The sequence below is a fragment of the Caulobacter sp. S45 genome, from assembly GCF_903642205.1.
Classification (GTDB): domain Bacteria; phylum Pseudomonadota; class Alphaproteobacteria; order Caulobacterales; family Caulobacteraceae; genus CAHJWH01.
The window spans coordinates 1-13,105 of sequence record NZ_CAHJWH010000088.1 but is presented as its reverse complement, the minus strand read 5'-3'; the positions used below and the strand labels follow the sequence as shown (position 1 = coordinate 13,105).

Here is a 13,105-nt window from a genome sequence, read left to right as displayed (position 1 = left end):
GCCGGGCGACACGTCCTCGCCTAGAGAGCCCTGGGACAAGGCGCTCCCAACCTTTCCAGTGAGCCTGTCCTCGAAACGCGACAGTCAGCCGCTGACCTGGGCGAGCGCATTAAGCTCCAAGGCCCTGCAGTAGATGGCCGGATCGACGTTGGCCCCGGACGCGATCACGAGCGTCACGCCCTTGTCCCGCGCCAGGCGCCGGTTCAGGAGCGCAGCCAGGGCGATCGCACCACCGGGCTCCAGCACCAGCTTAAGGTGGCGGAATGCGAAAGCCATGGCGGCGAGCGCCTCCTCATCGGTCGCCGCCAACGCGCCGGCCAGCCGCGGTCCATTGATCGCGAAGGTGATCGCGCCAGGTTCTGGCGCCATCAGGGCGTCGCAGAGGCTGGGGGCCACGGCTGCGACCCGGACCGGGCGCCCGGCCGCCAGACTGGTGGCGTGGTCCTCGTAGCCTTGCGGTTCGACGACATAGAGCCTGGTGGCCGGCGACAGGCGCTCGAAGCTCAGCGCGACGCCGGCCATGAGGCCGCCGCCGGAGCCCGGGCACAGCAGCCTGTCGGCCTGGACGCCCAGCGCCTGCAGCTGCTGCGCCGCCTCCAGCCCCACCGTGCCCTGGCCGGCGATGATGAAGGAATCGTCGAAGGCGGGGACCAGCACCGCGCCCCGCTCCTTCGCGATGCTCTCGGCGATGGTTTCCCGGCTCTCCGTGTAGCGGTCATAGGTGACGACCTCCGCGCCATGACCCAGCGTCGCCTCCACCTTGATGCGCGGCGCGTCGGCCGGCATGACGATCAGCGCAGGGCAGCCCACCAGCCTCGCCGCCGCCGCCACCCCCTGGGCGTGGTTGCCGGAAGAGTAGGCCACCACCCCGCGGCGCCGCTCCCAGGCGCTGAGCCGCGACAGCCGGTTGTAGGCGCCGCGGAACTTGAACGACCCGGTGCGCTGCAGCGCTTCGGCCTTGACGAAGACACGGCCCTCGGCGGCCTCGTCCAGGGCGTCGGAGCGCAGCAGCGGCGTTTCCACCGCATGGCCCTGCAGGCGGCCGGCGGCGTCCAGGATGTCTTCGAAACGCGGGGTCATGGAGCGCGCATCTGCCAGCCAGCGGGACGCAAGTCGAGGCGCGCGGCTGGACGGGCGGCCGCCGCGGACGCTAAGCGGACGCGGTGACCGACCACGCGTCCCCCAGACCTGCCGCAGGACCGCCGCTCGCGGCTGAGCCGACGACCCTGCGCACCCTGCCTTGGCGCGACTACGCCCTGCTCGACAGCGGGGGAGGGCGCAAGTTGGAGCGCTATGGCCCCTTCACCGTCGTCCGGCCGGAGCCGCAATGCGGCTGGGGACCCAGGCTGCCGCCGCAAGCCTGGGACGCGGCGGATGCGGTGTTTGATCCCGCCGACGAGGAGGATGACGGCCGCTGGCGCCTGAAAGGTCCCGTTCCAGACACCTGGCCGCTGGCCTGGGGCGAGGCCCGCTTCAAGGCGCGCCTGACCAGCTTCCGCCACCTCGCCTTCTTTCCCGAGCAGGCGGCGAACTGGGCGTGGCTGGAGCAGCGCGTCCGGGCTCATGGGACGCCGCCGCGGGTGCTGAACCTGTTCGGCTACACCGGTGTCGCGAGCCTGGTCTGCGCGGCGGCCGGGGCGGAGGTGACCCACGTCGACGCGTCCAAGAAGGCCGTCGGCTGGGCGCGGGAGAACGCCGGCCTCGCAGGCCTGGCGGACCGCCCCTTACGTTGGATATGCGAGGATGCGCGGCGTTACCTCGCCCGCGAGGTCAAGCGCGGCTCGCGCTACCAGGGGATCATCCTGGACCCTCCGAAGTACGGCCGCGGGCCTGCAGGCGAGGTCTGGCGACTGTTCGAGGATTTGCCGGAGCTTGTCCGGCTTTGCGCCGAATCGCTGGCCGGTGACGCCGATTTCCTGCTGCTGAACGCCTATGCCGCTCGGATTTCCGGCCTGTCCCTCGCCCATATGGTCTCCGGCGCCCTGGCCGGGCGAGGCGGGGTGGTGGACTGGGGTGAACTGGCCTTGCGAGAGGACGAAGCGGCTCGACCGGCCCGCGAGATCGGCCTGTCCTTCTTCGCTCGCTGGCGGCAGGGCTGATGGCGGCGCCAGATCCCCGCCGGGTCACCTCGCTCGCCAACCCGCTGGTCAAGCTCGCCCGGGGGCTGCACCTGCGCAAGGCGCGTGAGGCGAGTGGCCTGTTCCTGGCTGAAGGCCTGAAGATCGTCACCGAAGCCGTTGATCTCGGCCAGGCTCCCCGCTTCCTCCTGCATGGGCCGGGCGCCGACCATCCGGTGCTGCAGCGGGTGGTGCGCGCCACTCTGCAGGCAGGCGGCGAGGTCGTCGAAGTGACCCGCGAGGTGCTGGAGAAGGTCGCCCGCCGCGACAATCCGCAAGCCGTGCTCGGCGTCTTCCGCCAGCGCTTCGGCGATCTAGCCGCGCTGGAGCCCTTGGGCGCGCCGTGCTGGGTGGCGCTGCAGGCGATACGAGATCCGGGCAACCTGGGCACGATCGTGCGAACCGCAGACGCCGCGGGATGTGGCGGGGTGATCCTGGTGGGCGAGTGCTGCGACCCGTTCTCGGTTGAGGCGGTGCGCGCCACCATGGGGTCGATCTTCGCCGTCCCGATCTTCAAGCTCGATGTTGACGCCTTCCTCGCCTGGCGTGAGCGGTGGCCGGGCTCGGTCATCGGCACGCTGCTGAGCGCCCAGGTGGATTACCGCGCCGCCGACTTCAGGACGCCGAGCCTGATCCTGATGGGCAACGAACAGGCCGGTCTGCCGCCCGAACTCGCGGCCGCCTGCGATGTGGCGGTGAAGATCCCGATGCGTGGGCGTGCGGACAGCCTGAACCTTTCGGTGGCCACCGGGATCATGATTTACGCGGCGACGCGGTGAGCAGCGTCGATCGGCACTTCCAGACATGACGGCTTCCGGACGATCACACCAGAGCGCCTCAGAGGTCCTCCGTCTTAGGCAGCTTCTCCGCCATGCCAAGAGCCGCTTCACGACGGTCCATCTCGGCCCAGACCGACGAGACCTCGACCCCCAGACCGTTCCAGAGCGCCACGAGATTGTAGATCAGGTCCACGCTTTCATTGATCAGGGCCTCGCGCTTGCCCGTAACCGCCTCGATGGCGACCTCGGCGGCCTCTTCCACGACCTTCTGGGCCAGTTTCGGCGGGCCAGCGGCGAGCAGCCGAGCGGTGCGGGGGCTGTCGCGACCACCGTCCCGCACCTGCTGGATCGCCGCCCACAGACGCTCCAGTCGCTCTGAAGAGCTAGGGCTGCTTTCAGCCGCTACCGCTGGGCGCTTCACGGCGGCTGGTTTCACAGCACCTGCGGTGGACCGCGCTTTGGCGACACGCGCCTTCAGTGCACCGATCTTGTCCGCTCCCGGCTTGGGGATGCGCGGCTTGGAAGGCGCGCGCTTGGGAGTTGACTTGGCTTTAGGTTTGGCCACGATGCGCCTCCTGTTACTCCGTACCCGGAAGACTTCGGCTACGCGGCGACGCCGTGTCGTTCCCTCACGTGTGCAGAGTCGGTCCTGGGATCAAGACACCTCGATCTCTGGTTCCTGCCGCGCCGCATCGGCCGTGCCGCCCAGGAACTTCTTCACCGCCCGCGCCGCCTGGCGGATGCGGTGTTCGTTCTCGACGAGGCCGATCCGCACATAGCCCTCGCCGTATTCGCCGAAGCCCAGGCCCGGGGCGACGGCCACGCCCGCCTCCTCGATCAGCCGCTTGGCGAACTCCATGGAGCCGAGGTTGTGGAACTTGGGCGGCAGGGGCGCCCAGGCGAACATGGAGGCGGGCGGAGCGGGGATGTCCCAGCCGGCCTGGGCCATGCTCTTGATCAGACAGTCGCGGCGCGACTTGTAGATGGCGCGAATGTCGGCCACGCAGTCCTGCGGCCCGTTCAGCGCGGCGATCGCCGCGACCTGGATCGGCGTGAAGGCGCCGTAGTCCAGGTAAGACTTCACCCGCGCCAGCGCCGAGCACATGCGCGCATTGCCCACCACCATGCCCATGCGCCAGCCGGCCATGGCGAAGGTCTTGGACAGGCTGTTGATCTCCACCGCCAGGTCCCGCGCACCGTCGACCTGCAGGATCGACGGCGGCGGGTTATCCTCGAAGTAGATCTCCGAATAGGCCACGTCTGAGAGCACCAGCAGCTCGTGCTTCTTTGCCAGCCACACCACCTCCTTGTAGAAGTCCAGCTCCACCGACTGGGCGGTGGGATTAGACGGATAGGAGACGATCATCACCGACGGCGCGGGCGCGGAATGCTTCACCGCCCGGTCGATGCCCGACAGGTACTGCTCGGGCGACAGCGCCGGCACGTGGCGGATCACGCCCCCGGCCATGATGAAGCCGTAGGCGTGGATGGGGTAGGCGGGGTTGGGACAGATCACCGTGTCGCCGGGCGCGGTCAGGGCCTGGGCCAGGTTGGCGAAGCCCTCCTTGGAGCCCATGGTGGCGATGACCTCGGTGTCGGGGTCGAGCCTCACGCCGAACCGCCGCGCGTAGTAGCCGGCCATGGCGCGGCGCAGGCCCGGTATGCCCTTCGATGCCGAGTAGCGGCCGCTCTTGGGGTCGCGGGCGGTCTCCACCAGCTTCTCCACGATGTGGGCGGGCGTGGGCATGTCCGGGTTGCCCATGCCGAAGTCGATGATGTCCACGCCCTGGGCGCGCAGCCGCGCCTTCAGCTTGTTCACCTCCTCGAACACGTAGGGGGGGAGGCGGCGGATCTTGTGGAAGTCGGGCTGCATGAAGGGACTCGGGCGTGCGGGCTAAGCTTTAACATTCCCGTTCATCCCGGCGAATGCCGGGACCCAGATCACAAGGCATCGGCGCTGGAAGGATGGCCGCGCCCTAAGGCGTCGACGGCCAGTTCTAGCATCTGGGTCCCGGCATTCGCCGGGATGAGCGGAAGGGGAGGGCGGGACGATCTACAGCCTCGCGGCGATCCTCTCCGCCATCGCCTGCGTACCGAGGGCGCCACCCAAGTCCCCCGTCAGCTCGCCCGCCGCGATCGCCGCGCCCACCGCCGCCTCGACCGCCTCCGCCTCCGCCTTGAGCTTCAGCCCGTAGCGGAGCAGCATGGCGGCCGAGCGGATGGCGCCGATCGGGTTGGCCCTGTCCTGGCCCGCGATATCCGGCGCGCTGCCATGGATCGGCTCGAACAGGCCTGGCCCTGAGGCGCCCAGCGAGGCTGAGCCCAGTAGGCCGATGGAGCCCGCCAGCACGCTGGCCTCGTCGCTCAGGATGTCGCCGAACATGTTTTCGGTCAGCACCACGTCGAAGCTCGAGGGTGAAGTGATCAGCTTCATGGCCATGCTGTCGACCAGCTGGTGCTCCAGCGTCACGTCGGGATAGTCGCGGTGCAGGCGCACCACCGTCTCGCGCCACAGCCGGCTGGTCTCCAGCACGTTGGCCTTGTCCACCGAGGTGAGCTTGCCACGCCGGCCACGGGCCGCGTCGAAGGCGATGCGCGCCACCCGCTCGATCTCCTCCACCGAATAGGCGCAGAGATCGCTGGCGGTCGTTGCGGTTCGGGTGCGCTCGCCGAAATAAACACCGCCGGTGAGCTCGCGGACGATCAGGATGTCCACGCCGCGCACCGCTTCCGCCTTCAGCGGCGAGCGGTCGATCAGGGGGTCGTCGATCTTGGCTGGGCGCAGGTTGGCGAACAGGCCCATGGACTTGCGGATGGCCAGCAGGCCCTGTTCCGGCCGCTTGGCGCCCCCGTCCCACTTCGGGCCGCCGACCGCGCCCAAGAGCACGGCATCGCTGGCGACGCAGGCCTGCAGGGTGGCCTCGGGCAGGGGCTCGCCAGTCGCGTCTATGGCCGCACCCCCGATCGGGTGCTCTGCGAATGCGAGGTCATGGCCGAAGCGCCTGGCGACCGCCTGCAGCACTAGGCGGGCGGCGTGGGTGACCTCAGGGCCGACACCGTCGCCGGGCAGCAGGACGAGGCTATGGCGGCTCACGCGGCGTGCTCGCGCTCATAGGCCTCGATGGCGGGGATGCGGCCGGCGAGCCAGCCCAGGGCGTCGACGCCATCGAGCAGGCACTCGCGCGAGAACGGCTCGACGGTGAACCTGACCACGTGGTTGCCCATGCGCAGCTCGCTGGCCTGGAGGTCGATGGTGACGGGCTCGCCCGCGTGCTCGACCAGGCGCGCGTGGGTCTCCTCGTCCACCACGACCGGCAGCAGGCCGTTCTTCAGGGCGTTGGAGGTGAAGATGTCGGCGATCTCGGTGGAGACCACCGCGCGGAAGCCGTAGTCGGTCAGCGCCCAGGGCGCATGCTCGCGCGAGGAGCCGCAGCCGAAGTTGCGGCCGGCCACCAGCACCCGGTGCTCGGCCGGGTCGATCTGGTTCAGGATGCAGTCGGGCTTCGCCGCACCGTCCTTGTCGTAGCGCCAGTCGTGGAAGGCTTCGCGCCCGAGCCCTTGCTTGGTGGTGGTGGTCAGGAAGCGGGCGGGGATGATCTGGTCGGTGTCGATATTGGCCGCCGGCAGCACCACGGTGCGCGAGGTCAGCGTCTTGAAGGGGGTCATGGTCAGATCCTTTTTCCCTGTCATCCCGGACGGCGCAGCCGATCCGGGACCCAGGGCCGCGCGTGCATCGCTCGCCCTGGGTTCCAGCTCTTCGCTTCGCGACGGCCGGGATGACCGTTGGTGATTGCGTCTAGGCCGCGCTGTCCAGGTACGGCCGCGGGTCGGCGACGCAGCCCGCCACCGCCGAGGCCGCCGCGCTCGCGGGACTGGCGAGGATGGTGCGCGCGCCCGGCCCCTGCCGGCCCTCGAAGTTGCGGTTGGAGGTGGAGACGGCGAGCTGGCCCGGGGCCACCTGGTCGCCGTTCATGGCGATGCACATGGAGCAGCCCGCCAGCCGCCATTCCGCGCCCGCGGCCAGGAACACCCGGTCCAGCCCTTCGGCCTCGGCCTCGCGACGCACGGCGTCCGAGCCTGGGGCGACCAGCATCCGCACCCCTTGCGCCACATGGCGGCCGCGCAGCACCTCGGCGGCGGCGCGCAGGTCCGCCAGGCGGCCATTGGTGCAGGAGCCGACGAACACCACGTCCACCGCCTGGCCCGCCAGCGGCTTGCCGGCCTCGATCCGCATGTAGTCCAGCGACTTGCGGGCGGCGGTGGTCGCCGGTTGCGGTACCGCGTCCTCGATGGCGACGGCTGCGTCGGGCGTGGTGCCCCAGGTGGCCATGGGCCTGAGGGTGAAGGCGTTCAGCTGCATCTCGCGGTCGAACACCGCATCATCGTCGGACGCCAGCGACAGCCAGCGCTTCGCCGCCCGGTCGAAGGCCTCGCCGTCAGGCGCCGCCTCGCGGCCGTAGAGCCAGGCGAGCGTCGTGGCGTCCGGCGCGATCAGGCCGGCGCGGGCGCCCGCCTCGATGGACATGTTGCAGACGGTCATCCGCCCTTCCATGCCGAGCCCCCGCACTGCGTCGCCGGCATACTCCAGCACCCCGCCGGTGCCGCCGCCGAAGCCCAGCTCGGCGATGATGGCGAGCGCCAGGTCCTTGCCCGAGACGCCCCGCGACAGCCGCCCGTCGACCGTCACCCGCATGGGCCTTGCACGGCGCTGCAGCAGGGTCTGGGTGGCCAGCACGTGGCCGACCTCGCTGGTGCCGATGCCGAAGGCCAGCGCCCCGAAGGCGCCGTGGGTGGCGGTGTGGCTGTCCCCGCAGACCACAGTCATGCCGGGCTGGGTCAGGCCCAGCTCCGGCCCGATGACGTGCACGACGCCGCGGTGCGGGCTCTCCCAGTCGTGAAGGGTGATCCCATGCGCGGAGCAGTTGCGCTCCAGCTGGTCTACCTGGCGACGCGCCTGGATCGTGGCATAGGGGCGCACGCCCTCGGCATCCGGGGGCAGGGTGGGGGTGGAGTGGTCCATGGTGGCGACGGTGCGATCCGGCCGGCGCACCTTCAGTCCACGCGCCTCCAGCTCGGTGAAGGCCTGGGGGCTGGTGACTTCGTGGATGAGGTGCAGGTCGATGTAGAGCACGGCCGGTCGCTCGGGCGTCTCCGCCTCGACCACGTGGGCGTCGAACACCTTCTCGTACAGGGACCTGGGGGTCATCGCTTGTTCCCGTTCTAATTCCGCCCATCCCGGCATTCGCCGGGATGGGCGGTTGAGGTTAGTCCGCTAGCACCGTTTCCCTCGTCGCCACGGGCGCCGTTCCGCCCTCGGCCCGCACGTACTCAAGCCAGCCCCAGGCGTCGTGGGTCTGGCCGTCGAACAGGCCATGGAACAGCTCCTGCATGCGCTGGGTGATCGGCCCCCGTCCTCCGCAGCGCACGACGATCCTGTCCACCGAGCGGATGGGGGTGATCTCGGCGGCGGTGCCGGTCATGAACAGCTCGTCGGCGAGATACAGCGCCTCGCGCGGCAGGGCCTGCTCGACCACGGTCAGGCCCTCCTGCTCGGCCAGGCGCAGGATGGTGTCGCGGGTGATGCCCTGCAGGATTGACGAGGCGGCAGGCGGCGTCATCAGCCTGCCGTCCTTGATGATGAACAGGTTTTCGCCCGCGCCTTCCGACAGCCGGCCGTCGACGCCCAGCCCGATGCCCTCCGCGAAGCCGCGCTCGCGCGCCTCGCGGCCGATCAGGTAGCTCGACAGGTAGTTGCCCCCCGCCTTGGCCGCTGCCGGAATGGTGTTCGGCGCCAGCCGCGCCCAGGAGGAGACGCACACGTCCACGCCCTTCTCAAGGCCCTCTTCGCCCAGGTAGGCGCCCCAGGGAAAGGCGGCGATGGCGGTGTCCACCGGGGCGTTGTGGGTCTTGGGGATCACGCCCATGCCGCATTCGCCCAGGAACGCCACGGGACGGATGTAGGCGCTCTTCAGCCCGTTCCTGGCGGTGATGTCCTTGCAGGCCTGGACGATCTCGGCTTCCGAATAGGGCGGCTGGAAGCCGTAGATGCGCGCGGAGTCGAAGAAGCGGCGGATGTGGTCGGTGAGGCGGAACACCGCCGGCCCTTTGGGCGTGTCATAGACCCGGATGCCCTCGAACACTGAGGTGCCGTAGTGCAGGGCGTGGCTCAGCACGTGCACCTGGCACTCCGCCCAGGGCTTGACCTCGCCGTTCATCCAGATGTGGTCGGCCAGGGATTTCATCGGAGAGTTCATGGTTCGCCTGGAGGGTCGGGCGGCTAGGGCCGCGGCTGAAGGGGTTTTCCGCCGGGAACGGCGCAGGTCAAGAAAAAGCCCGCCGCCGGGGTCCGGAAGCGGGCGGGCTACGAAGGCTTTGACCTGGGTCTTCAGCTCGTAACGGACGTCCTGCTTCCAGGCGCGGCTACTCGGGCCGGCGCGGCGAGGGCGGCGGCGGAGGGGCTGCAAAGTCGGGCGAAGAGGGTCATGGCAGGTCCGAAACGACCGTCCGCGTAAAGCACGATCCGAGCGAGGATGCAATCGCGGAGACGCGTCCAAGGCAACAGACATGCCGATCGGCAGCCCGTCGTGGGGTGTGTAGGGTGGATTCATGCCGCAAGGGCTGAGAGCGCCTTGTCCCGCGGGTCGATTTCAGGCAAGACGATCCGCATGACCGCCTTCGCCTCCGAAGCGAGCACCTGTCTGCGCCTCCCGCGTAACGGTCGGGCATGCGCGGCCCTCAGTCTCCTTCGACTTACCCGCCCCTGAGCGGACGCCGGACGCTCCAGGGCGTTTGAGCGCTCAGGGGACGACGGCCGCTCGCTGAGCGGACACGGCACGAAGCGAAAGCCACCTCGACTCAGGCGACCCCATGACCATCCAGCACCCCAATTTCGGCGCCATGGCGCCCGACCGCGTCATCATCTTCGACACCACGCTTCGCGACGGCGAGCAGTCGCCGGGCTTCTCCATGACGCTCAGCGAGAAGGTCCGCATGGCCGAGGCCCTGGCGGAGCTGGGCGTGGACGTGATCGAGGCCGGCTTCCCCATCGCCTCCAACGACGACTTCGCCGCGGTGAAGACGATCGCCGAGACCGTTCGCGGGCCGGTGATCTGCGGCCTGGCCCGCTCGTCGCCCGGCGACATCGTGCGCGCGGCGGAGGCGCTCCGCCCAGCCGAACGCCGGCGCATCCACACCTTCATCTCCACCAGCCCGCTCCACATGAAGTTCAAGCTGCGCATGGAGCCCGAGGCGGTGCTCGACGCCATCACCGCCTCGGTGACGCTGGCGCGCAACCATGCCGACGACGTGGAGTGGTCGGCCGAGGACGGCACCCGCACCGACATCGACTTTCTGTGTCGCGCGGTGGAGGCCGCCATCCGCGCCGGCGCCACCACGATCAACGTGCCCGACACCGTGGGCTATGCGGTCCCGGAGGACCTGCGCCGCATCTTCTCCACCTTGCGCGAGCGGGTGCCGGGCGCCGACGCGGTGATCTTCTCCGCCCACAACCACAACGACCTGGGGCTGGCGGTGGCCAACACGCTGGCCGCCCTCGATGGCGGCGCGCGCCAGGTGGAGGGCGCCATCAACGGTATCGGCGAGCGGGCGGGCAACTGCTCCATCGAGGAGGTGGTCATGGCCATGCGCACCCGCCCCGACAGCTATGGCTTCTCCAACGGCATCGAAACGCCGAACATCCTGAAGACCTCGCGCCTGCTCTCCACCATCACCGGCTTCGACGTGCAGCCCAACAAGGCGATCGTGGGTCGGAACGCCTTCGCCCACGAGAGCGGCATCCACCAGGACGGGATGCTGAAGAACGCCGCCACCTACGAGATCATGACGCCGGACAGCGTCGGCTGGACCAAGTCGAACCTGGTGCTGGGCAAGCATTCCGGCCGCGCCGCCTTCCGCGACAAGCTGGTGCAGCTCGGCTACGGCGAGATCGGCGACAACCGGCTGAACGAGGCCTTCCGCCGCTTCAAGGACCTGGCCGACCGCAAGAAGACCGTGTTCGAGGACGACATCATCGCGCTCATCGACGAGACGGTGGTGCGCGACCATGAACGGGTGAGTTTCGAGGAGCTGGAGGTCCGCTCCGGCTCCAAGGGGCCGTCGACGGCGGACCTGGTGCTGAGCATCGACGGCGTGCGCCGCTCCGCCCGGGCGCAAGGCGACGGCCCGGTGGACGCAGCCTTCCGCGCCATCCGCGAGCTCTTCCCGCACGAGGCGACGCTGGCCCTGTTCTCCGTCGGCGCGGTGACGCCGGAGACCGACGCCCAGGCCAGGTGCACCGTGCGCCTGCAGGAGAACGGCCGGCTGGTGGACGGGCAGGGGGCGGATACGGACACGGTGGTCTCGGCGGCGCTGGCCTACGTCCACGCGCTGAATAAGCTGCTGGTGAAGCGCGAGCGGCGCGAGCCGGAGGCGCTGAGCGCGTAGGCGACCCAGCGTCAGCCGGGTCGCTGCGCCCCGTGCTTTATGCGTAGGATGCGCACGAGTTTCGGCTCAGCCCTATAGCGGATCACGTAGGGATAGATGACGGTGACCTCGCGCGCGCCGCCGCTCGCCGGTCGGCCACGCTCGGGCATCAGGCCCAGGCTGTCACCGGCCGCTTGGAGGCGCACCGCCACCCGCTGCGCCGCCAGCGGGCTGTTCAGCCCGATGTAGCGTTGTATGCCAAAGAGGTCCCGGATCGCCTGAGGCGACCAGCTCACTTCAACCATGCAGCGGGTGGAGGCGTCTCGTCCGGAGTGCCCCAGGTGTCAAGCCAAGCCCGCACCTTCCCATGGGGAATACCGCCCTTGAGGGCCATTTCCGCCAGAGCTTCAGCGTCCGCGGCCATCTCTGCAGCCTCGTCGATCTCGTCGAAGAAGGATGGATCGGAGTTCGCCATTTCGCCTCTATATCATCAGCGAGACGCTGCAGGGAGAGCCGACGGCTGGCGGGCCATTATGGCCGAGCTATAAGCCGGCGCAACGAGCCACCTGGAGACCCGCCCTTGAAGACCGAAACGCTGAACTACCAGGCCGACGGGCTCGACATGGTCGGCACGCTGGTCACGCCCGACGACGTCTCCACCCCTCGCCCCGGCGTGCTGGTCTTCCCCCACGCCTTCGGCCCCGGCGCCCACTCGCGCGGCAAGGCGGAGCACATCGCGGCGCTCGGCTATGTGGCGCTGGAGTGCGACCTCTGGGGCGGGGCGCAGCCGGGCGAGATGAGCCGGCTCCAAGAGATGATGAAGCCGCTGCGTGAGAGCGCCGACAAGGTGCGCGCCCGCACGCTCGAGCCGATGCGGGTGCTGGCCTCCCGGCCGGAGGTCGACGGCGAACGGATCGCCGCCATCGGCTTCTGCTTCGGCGGCACCATGGCCTACGAGCTCGCGCTTTCGGGCGCAGAGCTGCGCGCCGCGATCGGCTTCCACAGCGGGCTGAGCGTGACCTCGCCGGGCGCGGCGGCGGCGATCAAGGGCAAGGTGCTGACCATGGTGGGCGCCGACGACCCCTCCATCCCCGCCGAGGCGCGCGACGCCTTTGCACACATGCTGGGCGAGGCCAAGGTGGACTACACTATGACGGTTTACGGCGGCGTGGTGCACAGCTTCACCGACCCGGACTGCGGCCGCCTCGGCCGCCCGGAGTTCGCCCGCTACGACGCCAACGCCGACCGGCGCTCGTGGGCGCAGATGTCGGAGATGCTGGCGGAGGTGTTCGGGTAGGCGTCATCCAGCGCCCAGCCGCCGCACGACGAGGCGTTTGCCGGCTGCAACTCCAAGCGTTACATGTAGCGCATGGGGACACCGTCATCATCCAGCGCACACCGGGTCCGGCGGCGGCGGGACAAACTTCGGGCCGAGGGGCTGCGGCCGGTCCAGCTTTGGGCGCCCGACACGCGCGACCAGGATGTCGTCCGGGAATGCGCCCGGCAGGCGGCGACGATCAGGGCCAGCGAGACCGGTCAGGATGCCGCGCTGGACGAGGCCTGGGCGGCCGTCGCGGACGCCGGCGGGTGGACGGCTTGAAGCGGGGTGACCTGGTGACCGTCGCCCTGCAGGGGGATCAGGGCAAGCCGAGGCCGGCGCTCATCGTCCAGAGCGACCACTTCGCCGACCTGCCCGCCGTCACCGTCCTGCCGGTCACGAGCACGCTGCTGGACGCCCCCCTTCTGAGGCCCGCGATCGAGCCGACCGCCGGGACCGGCCTGTCCAAG

The 13,105-nt window shown here is 69.8% G+C and carries 15 protein-coding genes; 6 read left to right on the top strand and 9 right to left on the bottom strand.

Annotated features, from left to right (window positions below; genetic code table 11):
* Window positions 1-84 precede the first annotated feature (84 nt).
* Window positions 85-1,080, bottom strand: a complete 996-nt coding sequence (locus tag HUV06_RS09945) for a threonine/serine dehydratase (protein WP_174301115.1) — start codon at window positions 1,078-1,080, stop codon at window positions 85-87.
* Window positions 1,081-1,163: 83 nt separating this feature from the next.
* Here HUV06_RS09945 and HUV06_RS09940 point away from each other — a divergent pair, with 83 nt between their 5' ends.
* Complete coding sequence (locus HUV06_RS09940; protein ID WP_174301114.1) at window positions 1,164-2,099, top strand: class I SAM-dependent methyltransferase; 936 nt, start codon at window positions 1,164-1,166, stop codon at window positions 2,097-2,099.
* Window positions 2,099-2,896 carry an RNA methyltransferase gene (locus tag HUV06_RS09935; protein ID WP_174301113.1) on the top strand — a complete coding sequence of 266 codons (798 nt, stop codon included), beginning with the start codon at window positions 2,099-2,101 and terminating at the stop codon, window positions 2,894-2,896. Before HUV06_RS09940 ends, HUV06_RS09935 begins: the two co-directional genes overlap by 1 nt.
* Before the next feature lie 58 nt (window positions 2,897-2,954).
* Here HUV06_RS09935 and hisE read toward each other — a convergent pair whose 3' ends face one another.
* The 6 genes from hisE to HUV06_RS09905 all read right to left on the bottom strand — a co-directional run bounded on the left by hisE (window position 2,955) and on the right by HUV06_RS09905 (window position 9,138).
* Window positions 2,955-3,461 (bottom strand): phosphoribosyl-ATP diphosphatase, encoded by a 507-nt coding sequence (gene hisE, locus HUV06_RS09930; RefSeq protein ID WP_217433758.1) that lies wholly within the window; start codon window positions 3,459-3,461, stop codon window positions 2,955-2,957.
* 90 nt (window positions 3,462-3,551) lie between these two features.
* On the bottom strand, window positions 3,552-4,769 hold the full coding sequence (locus HUV06_RS09925) for an LL-diaminopimelate aminotransferase (RefSeq protein WP_174301112.1): 1,218 nt from the start codon (window positions 4,767-4,769) through the stop codon (window positions 3,552-3,554).
* 180 nt (window positions 4,770-4,949) lie between these two features.
* Entirely contained in the window at window positions 4,950-5,990 is a 1,041-nt protein-coding gene (gene leuB / locus HUV06_RS09920) for a 3-isopropylmalate dehydrogenase (RefSeq protein WP_174301111.1), read from the bottom strand.
* Entirely contained in the window at window positions 5,987-6,562 is a 576-nt protein-coding gene (leuD, locus tag HUV06_RS09915) for a 3-isopropylmalate dehydratase small subunit (protein WP_174301110.1), read from the bottom strand. Before leuD ends, leuB begins: the two co-directional genes overlap by 4 nt.
* A 130-nt stretch (window positions 6,563-6,692) precedes the next feature.
* Window positions 6,693-8,102: a 3-isopropylmalate dehydratase large subunit gene (gene leuC, locus HUV06_RS09910; protein WP_174301109.1), complete on the bottom strand. Its 1,410-nt coding sequence runs from the start codon at window positions 8,100-8,102 to the stop codon at window positions 6,693-6,695.
* Between the two features lie 58 nt (window positions 8,103-8,160).
* The gene (locus HUV06_RS09905; protein WP_217433757.1) at window positions 8,161-9,138 is read right to left on the bottom strand and encodes a branched-chain amino acid transaminase; all 978 of its coding nucleotides are present in this window, start codon (window positions 9,136-9,138) and stop codon (window positions 8,161-8,163) included.
* Window positions 9,139-9,763: 625 nt separating this feature from the next.
* On the opposite strand from HUV06_RS09905, the gene HUV06_RS09900 reads away from it, so the two are divergent.
* Window positions 9,764-11,338, top strand: coding sequence for a 2-isopropylmalate synthase (locus HUV06_RS09900; protein ID WP_174301107.1), 1,575 nt, complete (start codon window positions 9,764-9,766; stop codon window positions 11,336-11,338).
* Between the two features lie 11 nt (window positions 11,339-11,349).
* Here the strand turns inward: HUV06_RS09900 and HUV06_RS09895 are convergent, their stop codons facing one another.
* Both HUV06_RS09895 and HUV06_RS09890 read right to left on the bottom strand, forming a co-directional pair.
* Complete coding sequence (locus tag HUV06_RS09895; protein ID WP_371811052.1) at window positions 11,350-11,613, bottom strand: type II toxin-antitoxin system RelE/ParE family toxin; 264 nt, start codon at window positions 11,611-11,613, stop codon at window positions 11,350-11,352.
* Entirely contained in the window at window positions 11,610-11,792 is a 183-nt protein-coding gene (locus tag HUV06_RS09890; RefSeq protein WP_174301105.1) for an antitoxin, read from the bottom strand. Before HUV06_RS09890 ends, HUV06_RS09895 begins: the two co-directional genes overlap by 4 nt.
* Before the next feature lie 105 nt (window positions 11,793-11,897).
* Between HUV06_RS09890 and HUV06_RS09885 the strand changes: the two genes are divergently transcribed.
* The 3 genes from HUV06_RS09885 to HUV06_RS09875 form a co-directional block, all read left to right on the top strand.
* Window positions 11,898-12,614 carry a dienelactone hydrolase family protein gene (locus HUV06_RS09885; RefSeq protein ID WP_174301104.1) on the top strand — a complete coding sequence of 239 codons (717 nt, stop codon included), beginning with the start codon at window positions 11,898-11,900 and terminating at the stop codon, window positions 12,612-12,614.
* A 72-nt stretch (window positions 12,615-12,686) separates the two neighbouring features.
* Window positions 12,687-12,917 (top strand): antitoxin MazE-like protein, encoded by a 231-nt coding sequence (locus HUV06_RS09880; RefSeq protein WP_174301103.1) that lies wholly within the window; start codon window positions 12,687-12,689, stop codon window positions 12,915-12,917.
* Window positions 12,905-13,105 (top strand): type II toxin-antitoxin system PemK/MazF family toxin (locus HUV06_RS09875; RefSeq protein ID WP_254601030.1); only part of this gene is annotated, 201 nt, incomplete at its 3' end. The genes HUV06_RS09880 and HUV06_RS09875, both read left to right, overlap by 13 nt.

Bases quoted from the DNA above. Each gene is read 5' to 3' on its own strand.
- HUV06_RS09945 (WP_174301115.1), bottom strand. From the start codon at position 1,080: ATGACCCCGCGTTTCGAAGACATCCTGGACGCCGCCGGCCGCCTGCAG.
- HUV06_RS09925 (WP_174301112.1), bottom strand. From the start codon at position 4,769: ATGCAGCCCGACTTCCACAAGATCCGCCGCCTCCCCCCCTACGTGTTC.
- HUV06_RS09935 (WP_174301113.1), top strand. From the start codon at position 2,099: ATGGCGGCGCCAGATCCCCGCCGGGTCACCTCGCTCGCCAACCCGCTG.
- leuC (WP_174301109.1), bottom strand. From the start codon at position 8,102: ATGACCCCCAGGTCCCTGTACGAGAAGGTGTTCGACGCCCACGTGGTC.
- leuD (WP_174301110.1), bottom strand. From the start codon at position 6,562: ATGACCCCCTTCAAGACGCTGACCTCGCGCACCGTGGTGCTGCCGGCG.
- HUV06_RS09890 (WP_174301105.1), bottom strand. From the start codon at position 11,792: ATGGCGAACTCCGATCCATCCTTCTTCGACGAGATCGACGAGGCTGCA.
- HUV06_RS09880 (WP_174301103.1), top strand. From the start codon at position 12,687: ATGGGGACACCGTCATCATCCAGCGCACACCGGGTCCGGCGGCGGCGG.
- HUV06_RS09900 (WP_174301107.1), top strand. From the start codon at position 9,764: ATGACCATCCAGCACCCCAATTTCGGCGCCATGGCGCCCGACCGCGTC.
- HUV06_RS09905 (WP_217433757.1), bottom strand. From the start codon at position 9,138: ATGAAATCCCTGGCCGACCACATCTGGATGAACGGCGAGGTCAAGCCC.